Origin of the sequence: Rhizobium sp. FKY42, from assembly GCF_005222835.1 — a bacterium.
Taxonomy (GTDB): Bacteria; Pseudomonadota; Alphaproteobacteria; order Rhizobiales; family Rhizobiaceae; genus Neorhizobium.
In genome coordinates this window covers 85,128-98,914 of record NZ_STGA01000004.1, presented here as the reverse complement: position 1 = coordinate 98,914, position 13,787 = coordinate 85,128, and the positions used below count along the sequence as shown (strand labels likewise).

The following is a 13,787-nucleotide window of genomic DNA, read 5'->3' as shown; positions in this document are numbered from 1 at the left end:
CGTGCCAGTTTGAATCGAGCCCCGCGACTCGCTGCATCGAACGCGGGCATCACCCTGCGAGACACCCGGAACCCGGACACAAGGAACTCCTCCGATCCTATTCCGTTATCAACCGCAGGCAGGCGCGAGATTGCGGAAGCGGCGAACGCGTAAAGCGAGATTGCCACTTGCATTTTGCGCAAAAATAATGCATTCTGAACAAAATAAGCGCAGGCAAAATGGTGCAAATTAAAGCATCACGCATAAAAATTAGGCAAAAGCATATCCGGACGGAAAAATGCACCAAGGATAAGACCATGACCACAGCAAGCCCCGAGCATACTGCACAGATCATTCAGTTTCCCGTTGGAGGCCTCCGAGGCCGCCGCGATTTTATGGCGCGGATCGAAAAGAAGGCTGTAGAAGCCAATCCTGCGCTTTGCGATCTGGCTTTCGGTGGCGCGTGGTATCATGCCGAGGCAATCAAGGATTCTGCCCCTTCAACAGGCAAGCCGTCCTGATTGACCTGCCTACTGAAAAGGCTGGATAGTCTATTTTTTCATCATGAGCTGCGAAATTGAGCAATTTTGCAGCTCATTCCTTTTGCAGCAGACGCGACACGACTCCGAATGCATCATCCCGCCCAAGGCATTTGCACCTCGAATTATAATTGGGCAATTGTCATAGGAAGACGAAGGGCAAAGCTTTTATTCGAAAGATGAGCGCACGGCGATTTTCAGCGCACGGCCTGTTTCTACTGTTCAGGCCACCTTCAAGCTGCATCCGGCAACTTGAAACACCTTGCTTTATTCTCCTGCATTGCACAAACTTGAACCCGCAGTTCGGTGACGGGTATCAGTTTGCGGCCCGGCAAGGAGTTTCATGTCCATCAAAGCCAGCATCTACCATCTTACGCATTATATGTATGACAAGCCGGTTCGATTGGGACCGCAAATCATTCGCCTGAAGCCAGCAGCCCATTCCCGAACGCGCGTTCTCAGCCACTCGCTGAAGGTGACCCCCGAAAATCACTTCGTAAACCTGCAGCAGGATCCCTACGGAAATTATCTCGCTCGCTTCGTGTTTCCGGACCCCGTGACGGAATTCAAGATCGAAGTCGACCTGATCGCAGACATGACGGTCTACAATCCTTTCGACTTCTTTGTCGAAGAGGAGGCGACGAAATGGCCCTTCGAGTATCCAGACAATCTGGCCGAGGACCTTTCGATCTATCGAACGCCGGAGCCGACCGGCCCACTGCTGGCCAAGTTCTTGGCGACAATCGATAAAAGCCCGGAGCAGCCGACCGTTGATATGGTGGTGGCGCTGAACGCCCGCCTTCAACGCGAAATCGGTTACATCGTGCGCATGGAACCCGGCGTGCAGACGCCCGAGGAAACGCTGGAGCGCGCCAAGGGCTCCTGTCGCGATACAAGCTGGCTTCTGGTGCAGATCCTGCGGCATCTGGGTTTGGCGGCACGTTTCGTATCCGGCTATCTGATCCAGTTGACGCCGGACCTGAAGGCGCTCGATGGCCCGTCTGGCACGGAAGTAGATTTTACCGACCTGCATGCCTGGGCAGAGGTCTATCTTCCCGGCGCCGGCTGGGTGGGGCTGGACCCGACCTCGGGCCTGCTGACCGGCGAAAGCCACATTCCGCTGGCCGCTACGCCCCACTATAAGAACGCAGCCCCGATTTCCGGCGGCTATTACGGTGAGGCGGAAACCAGCTTCGATTTCGATATGAAGGTGTCGCGTGTGGCTGAACACCCGCGCATTACCAAGCCATTTTCCGATGAAAGCTGGGACGCACTGAACGCGCTTGGCGAACAGGTAGATGCCGTTCTCAAGGCGCAGGATGTGCGCCTGACCATGGGCGGCGAACCAACCTTCGTGTCCATCGACGATTTCCAGTCGGATGAATGGAACACCGCAGCCGTTGGCCCCACCAAGCGCGACCGCGCCGATGTGCTGATCCGCAAGCTGCGCGAGCGCTTCGCCCCCGGTGGCTTTCTGCATTACGGCCAGGGCAAATGGTATCCGGGCGAAAGCCTGCCGCGCTGGACCTTCTCGCTCTACTGGCGCAAGGACGGCCTACCGATCTGGTCGAACCCGGATCTCATTGCCGTTGAAAAGCGCGATCACAAAGTGACCCATGAAGATGCGGCAAAGCTTCTTCAGGCGATCGCCCTGGAACTGGACCTTTCGACGGAGAATGTCGCGCCCGCCTATGAAGATCCGGCAGAGTGGATCGTGCGGGAAGCAAACCTGCCTGAGAATGTCGATCCGGCCAATTCGAAACTGAAAGACCCGGAAGAACGCAACCGCATCGCCAAAGTGTTTTCACAAGGACTGACCACGCCTGCTGGCTATGTCCTGCCGGTTCAGGCTTGGCAAACGCGCGCCTCTGGTCGTAGCTGGGTCAGTGAAAAATGGCGTACCCGTCGCGGACGGCTTTACCTCATTCCGGGCGATAGCCCCGTGGGCTTCCGTCTGCCGCTGAACTCCCTGCCTTATATCGCACCTGCCTGGTATCCTTACATCAACCCGGTCGATCCAACGGTCGAGCGCCCGCCTTTGCCCGACTTCTCGACGGAGAAGGGGCGCGTGATGCCGGAGCATTCGCTGCGCCCGGATATCGCGCAGCAGACCCAGCTCGGCCAATCCTATGAGGAAATCGGCGGGCGCGTGCGCACCGCCATTTCCGTGGAAGTGCGCGATGGACGGGTCTGCGTCTTCATGCCACCGACCGCCGCGCTGGAGGAATATCTCGATCTGATTGCTTCGGCGGAACGCGCCGCCAAGGCCCTGAGCCTGCCAGTTCATATCGAGGGCTATACGCCTCCACACGACGAGCGGCTGAACGTCATTCGCGTGGCTCCCGATCCGGGCGTCATCGAAGTCAACATCCATCCGGCTTCAAACTGGAAGGACTGCGTGGAGATCACCACGGCGATCTATGAAGAGGCGCGGCAGAGCCGTCTGGGTGCCGACAAGTTCATGATCGATGGCCGTCACACCGGCACCGGCGGTGGCAACCATGTGGTTGTCGGCGGCGCGAACCCGAATGACAGCCCTTTCCTGCGCAGGCCGGATCTTCTGAAGAGCCTTGTGCTCCACTGGCAGCGGCATCCGTCCCTCTCCTATCTCTTCTCGGGCCTGTTCATTGGGCCGACCAGTCAGGCACCACGCATTGACGAAGCACGGCACGACAGCCTGTATGAACTGGAAATCGCGCTGGCGCAGGTGCCGGCCCCTGGCCAGGGTCTGCCGCCCCTGCCCTGGCTGGTGGACCGGCTGTTCCGCAACCTGTTAACCGATGTGACCGGCAACACCCATCGCTCGGAAATTTGCATCGATAAGCTCTTCTCGCCTGATGGCCCTACAGGTCGGCTGGGCCTGGTGGAATTCCGCGGCTTTGAAATGCCGCCGAATGCCCGCATGTCTCTTGCCCAGCAATTGCTGGTGCGTTCACTGATCGCCCGCTTCTGGAAAAACCCGGCACAAGGCTCCTTCGTCCGCTGGGGAACCGCGCTCGCCGACCGTTTCATGCTGCCGCATTATGTCTGGGCGGATTTCATGGATGTACTCAGTGATCTGCGTGATAACGGTTTCGACCTGCGGCCTGAATGGTTCACGGCACAGCTGGAGTTCCGCTTCCCCTTCTTTGGGGAGGTGGAATACGAAGGCACGAAGCTGGAGATCCGTCAGGCGCTGGAGCCTTGGCATGTCATGGGCGAACAGGGCGCCATTGGTGGTACGGTCCGCTACGTGGATTCATCCGTGGAGCGCCTGCAGGTTCGGCTGGAAACCAGCAATCCCTCGCGTTACCGCGTTGCCTGCAATGGCCGCAATGTTCCGCTCGCCCCCACCGGCGCATCTGGCGTTTCGGTTGCCGGTGTTCGCTTCAAGGCGTGGCAACCGGCATCGGGCCTGCACCCGGTTCTTCCCGTTAATTCGCCGCTCACTTTCGACATCTATGATACATGGTCAAACCGCTCAATCGGCGGCTGCGTCTATCACGTTGCACATCCCGGTGGTCGAAACTACGAAACATTCCCGGTGAATGGCAACGAAGCAGAGGCAAGAAGGCTTGCGCGTTTCGAACCTTGGGGGCATACGGCTGGCCGCTATACGTTGATGGCAGAGCTGCCCTCCGCCGAATTCCCGCTGACGCTTGATCTGCGTCGGCCGATAGGAGTGTGAATTGTCAGTGATCCCGGTAACAGAGCTGGATTATGCAGCCGAGGCGGTGGAAGGAGATCCCATCCTCGGCTACCAGGCCTTGCCGGGCGTATCTGACGAAATGCTGGACCGGGACGGCCAGATCCGTCCTGTCTGGCAAAACCTGATCTCCTCGCTCAGTTGCATGTCGGAAGGCGAATTGCACGAGCGGTTTGCCCGTGCAGACCGCTACCTGCGCGATGCAGGCGTCTTCTATCGCTCCTATGCGGGACAGGGAAGCGCCGAGCGCGCCTGGCCGATCTCCCATGTGCCGGTCGTAATCGATGGCAAGGAGTGGGAGAAGGTCTCGGAAGGCCTGATCCAGCGCGCAGACCTGCTGGAGAAGATCGTTTCCGATATCTATGGCGAAAACCGGCTGGTGCGTGAAGGCGTCCTGCCACCTGCGCTGATTGCTTCAAACCCCGAGTTCCTCAGACCTTTGGTGGGTATCAAGCCCTCCAGCGGTTACCATCTCCACTTCTGTTCCTTCGAGATCGGTCGCGGACCGGACGGCAACTGGTGGGTCCTGGCAGATCGCACGCAAGCTCCTTCTGGCGCTGGCTTCGCGCTGGAAAACCGGGTGGCCACCACACGCGCCTTCTCTGATATCTACGGCGAAAGCCATGTGCATCGGCTTGCCTCCTTCTTCGGAGCGTTTCGCGATGCGCTGCAGGCACAGAAACGGTATCCGGACGACCGGATCGCCGTTCTGACCCCCGGCCCGGCCAACGAAACCTATTTCGAACATGCCTATATCGCCCGCTATCTCGGTTTCATGCTGCTGGAAGGCGAGGATCTTACCGTCGTCAACAACCGGGTCATGGTGCGCACTGTCGCAGGTCTGAAACCCGTCAGCGTTTTGTGGCGGCGCCTTGACGCATCCTACGCCGATCCGCTGGAGCTGAACCAGAATTCGCATATCGGAACGCCGGGCATGGTGGAAGCATTGCGCTCAGACGCGGTTACCATCGTCAACGGCCTGGGCTCCGGCATTCTGGAAACACGCGCACTTCTGGCATTCACGCCAACCATCTGCCGCCATCTGCTGGGCGAAGAGCTCAAGCTGCCCTCCATCGCCACCTGGTGGTGCGGCCAGAAAAGCGAACGCCAGCACGTGGCCGAGAATATCGAGAAGATGGTCATCGGACCCGCCTATTCCCGCGCACCCTTCTTTGACGACAACAATCAGTCCGTTCTGGGCGCGACCCGCAAGGGCAGCAAACAATCCGTGGAGGACTGGCTGAATGCGGCAGGCGGCAAGCTGGTGGGTCAGGAGGCGGTTACGCTGTCAACGACACCGGCCTATGTCAACGGCAGGCTGATGCCAAGGCCGATGTCCTTGCGCGTCTTTGCAGCCCGCACCGAAAAAGGCTGGCAGATCATGCCAGGCGGCTTCGCGCGCATTGGCTCTGGCGACGATGTCGCCGCGATTGCCATGCAGGCTGGCGGAAGCGCTGCAGACGTCTGGATCGTTTCCGACAGACCGGTTGAAAAGCCATCGCTCCTGCCGCCGGAAGAAAGCTTCTCCCGTAACATGCCGGGAAGCCTACCGAGCCGCGCCGCCGACAATCTGTTCTGGCTTGGCCGCTATATCGAGCGGGCGGAAGGTGCGCTGCGAATCCTTCGTTCGTGGCATATGCGCTATGCGGAAAGCGCCGATCCCAAACAGCCTCTTCTGGCGGATGTTTCGCGCTATCTCACCGGCGTCGATATCGACATGGTGAAGGCGGTGCCGCTGCCGCTGATCCGCAATATCGACAGTGCAATCTACTCGGCCAGCAACATCCGGGATCGATTCTCGCCGGATGGCTGGCTGGCGCTGAACGATCTGGCAAAGACCGCACGCCGCTTCCACGAAGGCGTGCAGCACGGGGATGATGCTGCGCATGCCATGACCGTTCTCCTGCGAAAGCTCGCAGGTTTTGCCGGTCTCGTGCATGAAAACATGTATCGCTTTACCGGCTGGCGTTTCCTCTCCATCGGGCGCTATCTGGAGCGCGGCCTCCACATGACGCGCCTCTTGGGCCATATGTCCGGTCCGGACACGCCGGATGGCGCGCTGGACATGCTGCTGGAGATCGGCGACAGCGTGATGACCCATCGCCGCCGCTACAATGTGAACACCGCCCGCCTGACGGTAACCGATCTTCTGGCGCTCGATCCTCTCAACCCGCGTTCAGTCCTGTTCCAGTTGAATGAGATCCGCACCGAAGTGGAGCAATTGCCGCATCCTTACGGAACCGGCCAGATGTCGGCGCTGGACCGTGAATCGATGCGCCTTCACTCCGGCCTCGCGGTGATGACGCCGGAAGCCATGACCACCGAGGTCTACGAACGTCTGGAAGCGGAGATGGAAAAGCTCTCCGACCTCCTGGCTCAAACCTATTTCGGATAACCCATGCTTTACGACATATCGCTTCACATGGGCTATCTCTATGACACGCCCGCCTCGGGAGCTCGCCACATCCTTCGCCTTTTGCCGCTGTCGATCCCGGACAGGCAGCGCCTGATCGCCGGGTCGGTGACTATTGCCCCCACAGCGGAAGAGCGCAGCGATTTCATCGACTTCTTCGGACAACAGGCGACCTCGATCTTTCTGCGCGCGCAGCACGAGAAACTGGACATTCGCATGCAGGCGCGCGTGATGGTCGAGGCCGCACCGCTGACGGCAGACCTGTCACCGGAGTTGAAGGATCTGGCGGTGGAACTTGCCGAGATTCGCTCGATCGATCCCCATGCGCCGCATCATTTCACCGGCCAGAGTCCGCGATTGCCAGACAATGCTGAGATTGCCGCCTTTGCACGAGAAACCGTGAAACCGGGTCGGACCGTCCGTGAGATCGCAACTCTCCTCTGCGCGCGCATTTTCAAGGAGTTCAAATACGACGCCGAAGCAACGACCGTGGACACGTCCCCGGCGGAAGCCTTCAAGCTGAAACGGGGCGTGTGCCAGGACTTCAGCCACATCATGATCGTGGCGCTGAGAAGTCTGGGAATTCCGGCCGGTTATGTGAGCGGCTTCCTGCGCACCATTCCGCCGCCAGGCAAGGAGAGGCTGGAAGGGGCCGACGCCATGCATGCGTGGGTTCGCGTCTGGTGCGGCAAGTCGACGGGCTATATTGAACTGGACCCGACCAACAACATTCCCGCAGGAACGGATCACATCGTTGTCGGCTATGGCCGCGACTATGCGGATGTTGCCCCGGTCATCGGCGTTTTGAAGTCCTATGGTACGCATCGAACGGTCCAATCCGTCGATGTCATCCCGCTTCGGTAGCAAATCGCACCACTTTTGGTCGATTACGTAAAAATTAATCTATGCAATTAGGAGTTCCGTTAGCTGTTGGGGGTAAATCTCATCTCGTTCTAATGAATGGGACAGGCCCGAGGCGATGAACTACTCAACCTTGAGAAATGTGGTTGTCAACGATGCTGGCAACTTCGCGACCATCACGGCCATTCTGCTGCCGCTGACCATCGGTGTCGGTGGCGCAGCCGTGGACCTGACAAATGTCATGCGCGAAAAGGCGGACATTCAGAATATTGCTGATGCCGCGACCTTGGCTGCCGCCTCCAAGATGTCAAAGGATGACATCACCGAAGCAGAAGCAACCAAGATGGCGAAGGACGAGATGCTCGGCCAGTATCTGGCGAACCTCAAGGCCAATGGCACGTCTGAGGAGGATCTGGCGGCGATCAAGGCCGAGTTGCTGAAGAATATGGATGCTGGCGCCAGCATCACCTCAACCGGTGGTTCCAGCAAGAACTTCGAAGTTCACATGACCCTCAAGGCGGATGTACAACTCAGCGGGCTGTCTCGCATTCTTGGGTTCGAGAGTATCCCGATCTCGGTGTCCAGCATCTCCGCCAGCGCGCGCGAAGGCAACGCGCTGTCGATGTATCTGGTCCTCGACGAATCGGGTTCTATGGCTTGGGATACGACCACGGTTGATCCCATCAACCCGACAAAGACAGTGACCGGTTGGTATCAGTGTGGCTATTATCAATGCTGGGGTAGCTACCAGGCGACCAACTACGTAACGAAGATCGCAGCTTTGAAGACCGCCGCAGGCGTGATGATGAACGAACTGCTGAAGGCGGCAGCTCCGGATGTAACCAGCGCCACTGCGCAAGAAACAGAAGCCAAAAAGCTGATCCGTATCGGTGCTGTGTCCTACACGCATGAAACACAAAAAGAACTAAAACCCTCTTGGGGTACGACAGCTGCCAAGAACTATGTTCTTGATCTGCCAGCTGTTCCAACGGGCGGCACCGATGCCAGCGGCGCCATGGCGGTTGCGTTTTCTGACCTGCAAAAGGCGAATGTCACCGAGGAAACGCAGCACAAGGCAAAGAAGAACTTCAGCTTCTCTCGCTTCATCGTTCTGATGACCGATGGCGAAATGACAGGATACAGTGCCTCCTGGAACAAGGGCATTGATGACAAGGTTCGCACCGCCTGCGCTCAGGCCAAGGCAGACGGCATCACCGTATTCACCGTTGCCTTCATGGCACCCGACAAAGGCAAGGATCTTCTGCAAACCTGCGCCAGCAACAAGGAAAGCTACTACGAATCGTCAAACATGTCCGATCTCGTGGCCGCATTCGGTGACATTGGGCGAAAGGCAGCCAAGACACAAACGCGCTTGACAAATTAACGCAGTACATTCTTCTCAGGATTTACAGGCGCTTGCAGAGATGCGAGCGCCTTTCCGTTTTTTCTTCAAGACCTTGCATTGACCAAAGCGCTTTGAAAAACTCTGACAAACCCTATTGCGACCTCTGAACGCATGTGCATCATAACGATTATATTCGACGTTGAAGAAAAGGCCATATTCTGAACCGAACGCCTCCTCCACCGTTCCCTCCAGCAAAGTTGGCAGCCCAATGAATAGTACGCTTCCTCCGGTAGAAATCCCGCAACCGGCTCCGCGCAGCTCCCGCCCCGAAATCATGGCGGAAGAGATCATAGAGCGCCTGACCTACCGCATCGGTAAGGACGCCAAGGTTGCCAAGCCACATGACTGGCTCACAGCAGCCATCCTCGTGGTTCGTGACAGAATCATAGACAAGTGGATGGAATCCACGCGCAAGGTCTACCGGACTGGCGACAAGCGCGTTTACTACCTATCGCTCGAGTTCCTGATCGGCCGCCTGATGCGCGATGCCGTTTCCAACATGGAGCTTCTTAGCGAGATCAAGGACGCACTCGCATCGCTGGGCGTCGATATCGATGTGATTGCGAGCCTCGAACCGGATGCAGCGCTCGGCAATGGCGGTCTCGGTCGACTGGCAGCCTGCTTCATGGAAAGCATGGCAACGGTCGATATTCCGGCCTATGGTTATGGCATTCGCTACGTGCACGGGCTTTTCCGCCAGCAAATGGCCGATGGCTGGCAGGTGGAACTGCCGGAAAACTGGCTTGCCCACGGCAATCCGTGGGAATTCGAGCGACGTGAAAGCTCTTACGAAATCGGCTTCGGTGGCTCGGTGGAAAGTGTGGGCGGCTATGACGATCCTCCACGCTTCGTCTGGAAGCCTGCCGAACGTTTCATCGCCATGGCCTATGACACACCGATCGTTGGCTGGCGCGGCAAGCGCGTCAACACGCTGCGCCTCTGGTCTGCGCAGCCGATCGATCCAATCCTCCTCGATGCCTTCAACGCAGGCGACCATATCGGCGCACTTCGCGAAAGCAACAAGGCGGAGACGCTCACCCGCGTTCTCTATCCGGCAGATGCCAATCCGGCCGGTCAGGAACTGCGCCTGCGCCAGGAGTATTTCTTCTCATCCGCCTCGCTGCAGGACATCCTGCGCCGTCACCTCCAGCAATATCCGGACTTTACCAATCTGCATGAAAAGGTGTCGATACAACTGAACGACACGCACCCGGCGATCTCGATCGCTGAGTTGATTCGTCTGCTCTGTGATGTTCATGGTCTGGATTTCGATCTGGCCTGGGACATTACTCGCCAGACCTTCTCCTACACCAATCACACGCTTCTGCCCGAGGCTCTGGAAAGCTGGCCGGTACCGCTGTTCGAGCGTCTGCTGCCACGCCATATGCAGATCATCTACGCGATCAACACCAAGATCCTGCTTGATGCCCGCAAGGAAAAGAAGTTCGGCGACAGCCAGATCCGGGCGATATCGCTGATCGACGAAGGCGGTGATCGGCGTGTGCGCATGGGCAATCTGGCCTTTGTCGGCTCGCACTCCATCAACGGTGTATCGGCGCTCCACACCGACCTGATGAAGGAGACGGTCTTCGCCGATCTCCATTCGCTCTACCCCACCCGCATCAACAACAAGACGAACGGCATCACGCCGCGTCGCTGGCTGATGCAGTGCAATCCGGGCCTGACCAACCTGCTGCGGGAAGCGATCGGGTCGGAGTTCGAGGATAATACTGAGGCTCTCCGTGCCCTCGACAGCTTTGCCGATGACAGCGCCTTCCAGCAAAAGTTTGCAGAGGTGAAGCGCCAGAACAAGGTGCAGCTTGCCAATCTGGTTGCGGGGCGCATGGGCATCCGCATCGATCCGTCGGCCATGTTCGACATCCAGATCAAGCGCATCCACGAATACAAGCGCCAGCTTTTGAACATCGTGGAAGCGGTCGCTCTCTACGATCAGATTCGCTCCCATCCGGAACTGGACTGGGTGCCACGCGTCAAGTTCTTCGCAGGCAAAGCAGCCCCCAGCTATCATAACGCCAAGCTGATCATCAAACTGGCGAACGATGTTGCCCGCGTCATCAATAATGATCCGGCTGTTCGCGGGCTTCTGAAGGTCGTGTTCATCCCCAACTACAACGTCTCGCTCGCCGAGATCATGGTTCCGGCGGCGGATCTGTCCGAACAGATTTCGACGGCCGGCATGGAAGCCTCCGGCACCGGCAACATGAAGTTTGGCCTGAACGGTGCGCTGACGATCGGCACACTGGATGGCGCGAACGTCGAGATGCGCGACCATGTGGGCGAGGAAAACATCGTTATCTTCGGCATGACCGCGGATGAAGTCGCCCGCGTCCGCTCGGAAGGCCACAATCCGCGGGCCATTATCGAGCAGTCGCGTGAACTGGCCCAGGCACTTCAGGCCATTTCGTCCGGCGTCTTCTCTCCCGATGATCGTTCACGCTTCACGGCTCTCATCGACGGCATCTATAACCATGACTGGTTCATGGTGGCCGGTGACTTCGATGCCTATGCGAAGGCGCAGCGCGATGTCGACCAGATCTGGGCCGATCCCGTGTCCTGGTATGGCAAGACCATTCGCAATACGGCGCGCATGGGCTGGTTCTCGTCTGACAGAACCATCCGCCAATACGCGTCGGAAATCTGGAGAGCATGATGAGCCAGTCGCCCGCATCCAATGGCAAGAACGGACCTGTACCAAGTGAACTTCCGCTTGCCGAGATCGAGGCGATCATCAGCGGTTCACATGCCAATCCCTTTGCGGTTCTTGGACCGCACAAATCAGGCAGCGGGATTATTGCCCGCTGCTTCATTCCCGGAGCCGAAAACGTCACCGTCACGGGACTGGACGGAACGGTTCTGGGTGAGCTTGGACTTCGCCACGAGGCGGGCTTTTTCGAAGGGTCGGTAACGCTCACCACGCTCAAGCCACTTCGCTACCGTGCACGCCGGGGCGATGCGGAATGGGCGCTGACCGATCCTTACAGCTTTGGTCCGGTGCTGGGTCCCATGGATGATTATTTCGTCCGCGAAGGGTCGCACCTGCGCCTTTTCGACAAGATGGGCGCACATCCGCTGAAGCATGAGGGCGTGGAAGGCTTCCACTTCGCCGTCTGGGCACCCAATGCCAAGCGTGTCTCGGTTGTGGGCGACTTCAACGGCTGGGATGGCCGCCGCCATGTAATGCGGCTGCGCGTGGATACCGGCATCTGGGAGATCTTTGCCCCCGATGTCTTGCCCGGCAGCACATACAAGTTCGAGATCATCGGCAAGGACGGCACTCCACTGCCCTTGAAGGCAGACCCCTATGCACGGCGCGCGGAGCTTCGGCCACAGACGGCATCGCTAACCGCGCCGGAACTGGTGCAGGAATGGGAAGACGAGGCACATCGCAAGTTCTGGGCGGAATGCGACCATCGCCGCCAGCCGATCTCGATCTACGAGGTTCATGCGGGCTCGTGGCGCAAACGGCCTGACGGAACCTTCCTCAGTTGGGATGAACTGGCAGCGGAACTGATCCCTTATGTAACGGATATGGGCTTTACCCACATAGAGTTTCTGCCCATTACCGAACACCCGTTCGACCCTTCCTGGGGCTACCAGACGACCGGGCTCTATGCCCCGACTGCGCGTTTTGGCGAGCCTGAGGGCTTTGCCCGTTTCGTCAATGGCTGCCACAAGGTGGGCATCGGCGTCATTCTCGATTGGGTGCCAGCCCACTTCCCGACAGATGCCCACGGGCTTCGCCAGTTCGATGGCACCGCCCTCTATGAACATGCCGATCCGCGTCAGGGCTTCCATCCGGACTGGAACACAGCGATTTATAATTTCGGTCGCATCGAGGTTTTGTCCTACCTCATCAACAATGCGCTCTATTGGGCGGAGAAGTTTCATCTGGACGGCCTGCGTGTCGATGCGGTCGCCTCCATGCTCTACCTCGATTATTCGCGCAAGGAAGGCGAGTGGGTTCCGAACGAATATGGCGGACGCGAGAATCTGGAGGCCGTTCGCTTCCTGCAGAAACTGAACTCCGCCAGCTACGCCTCGCATGCGGGGCTGATGACAATTGCCGAAGAAAGCACCTCCTGGCCCAAGGTTTCGCATCCGGTTCATGAAGGCGGCCTCGGCTTCGGCTTCAAATGGAACATGGGCTTCATGCACGATACGCTGAGCTACCTGAAGCGGGAGCCGGTACATCGCAAGTTCCACCATAACGAACTGACCTTCGGCCTGATCTACGCCTATTCGGAAAACTTCGTTCTGCCGCTGTCCCACGATGAGGTGGTGCATGGAAAGGGCTCGCTGATTGCAAAAATGGCGGGCGACGACTGGCAGAAGTTCGCGAACCTTCGCGCTTACTATGCTTTCATGTGGGGCTATCCGGGCAAGAAGCTTCTGTTCATGGGGCAGGAATTTGCCCAATGGAGCGAGTGGAGCGAGGCACGTTCGCTGGATTGGAACCTGCTGCACTACCATCCGCATGAGGGTGTGCGCCGTCTGGTGCGCGACCTGAATTTCACCTACCGCTCCAAGCCGGCACTGCATGCGCGTGATTGCGAAGGCGAGGGTTTCGAGTGGCTGATTGCAGATGATTCCGACAATTCCGTTTATGCCTGGCTGCGCAAGGCGCCGGGAGAAAAGCCGGTTGCCGTCATCACAAACTTCACGCCGGTCTACCGGGAAAACTACCGTGTGCCACTGCCGAAGGAAGGGCGCTGGCGGGAAATCCTGAACACTGACGCCGAAATCTACGGCGGCAGCGGCAAGGGCAATGGTGGCAGGGTGCAAGCCGTTTCTGCCGGAGGAACCATTAGCGCAGAGGTCACGCTGCCACCGCTCGCCACCATCATGCTTGAGCTTGAAACCTGATTCTATCGATACCTGGGAGGA

At 58.4% G+C, this 13,787-nt stretch carries 7 protein-coding genes; all 7 read left to right on the top strand.

Translation table 11 applies throughout. The features are described from left to right. The first annotated feature begins 296 nt into the window (after positions 1-296). Positions 297-500 (top strand): DUF2735 domain-containing protein, encoded by a 204-nt coding sequence (locus E8M78_RS02120; protein ID WP_170973291.1) that lies wholly within the window; start codon positions 297-299, stop codon positions 498-500. A gap of 361 nt (positions 501-861) precedes the next feature. Then, positions 862-4,185 (top strand): transglutaminase family protein, encoded by a 3,324-nt coding sequence (locus tag E8M78_RS02115; protein ID WP_137133489.1) that lies wholly within the window; start codon positions 862-864, stop codon positions 4,183-4,185. A gap of 25 nt (positions 4,186-4,210) precedes the next feature. Continuing rightward, the gene (locus E8M78_RS02110) at positions 4,211-6,598 is read left to right on the top strand and encodes a circularly permuted type 2 ATP-grasp protein (protein ID WP_246658199.1); all 2,388 of its coding nucleotides are present in this window, start codon (positions 4,211-4,213) and stop codon (positions 6,596-6,598) included. Between the two features lie 3 nt (positions 6,599-6,601). Then, positions 6,602-7,480: a transglutaminase family protein gene (locus E8M78_RS02105; protein WP_137133488.1), complete on the top strand. Its 879-nt coding sequence runs from the start codon at positions 6,602-6,604 to the stop codon at positions 7,478-7,480. Between the two features lie 115 nt (positions 7,481-7,595). Beyond that, on the top strand, positions 7,596-8,861 hold the full coding sequence (locus E8M78_RS02100; RefSeq protein WP_137133487.1) for a vWA domain-containing protein: 1,266 nt from the start codon (positions 7,596-7,598) through the stop codon (positions 8,859-8,861). Positions 8,862-9,090: 229 nt separating this feature from the next. After that, positions 9,091-11,553, top strand: coding sequence for a glycogen/starch/alpha-glucan phosphorylase (locus tag E8M78_RS02095; protein WP_137133486.1), 2,463 nt, complete (start codon positions 9,091-9,093; stop codon positions 11,551-11,553). Then, a complete protein-coding gene (gene glgB, locus E8M78_RS02090) occupies positions 11,553-13,766 on the top strand; it encodes a 1,4-alpha-glucan branching protein GlgB (RefSeq protein WP_137133485.1) in 2,214 nt (737 codons plus the stop codon). Before E8M78_RS02095 ends, glgB begins: the two co-directional genes overlap by 1 nt. Positions 13,767-13,787: the final 21 nt, after the last annotated feature.

Bases quoted from the DNA above. Each gene is read 5' to 3' on its own strand.
- E8M78_RS02120 (WP_170973291.1), top strand. From the start codon at position 297: ATGACCACAGCAAGCCCCGAGCATACTGCACAGATCATTCAGTTTCCC.
- E8M78_RS02115 (WP_137133489.1), top strand. From the start codon at position 862: ATGTCCATCAAAGCCAGCATCTACCATCTTACGCATTATATGTATGAC.
- E8M78_RS02105 (WP_137133488.1), top strand. From the start codon at position 6,602: ATGCTTTACGACATATCGCTTCACATGGGCTATCTCTATGACACGCCC.
- E8M78_RS02100 (WP_137133487.1), top strand. From the start codon at position 7,596: ATGAACTACTCAACCTTGAGAAATGTGGTTGTCAACGATGCTGGCAAC.
- E8M78_RS02095 (WP_137133486.1), top strand. From the start codon at position 9,091: ATGAATAGTACGCTTCCTCCGGTAGAAATCCCGCAACCGGCTCCGCGC.
- glgB (WP_137133485.1), top strand. From the start codon at position 11,553: ATGAGCCAGTCGCCCGCATCCAATGGCAAGAACGGACCTGTACCAAGT.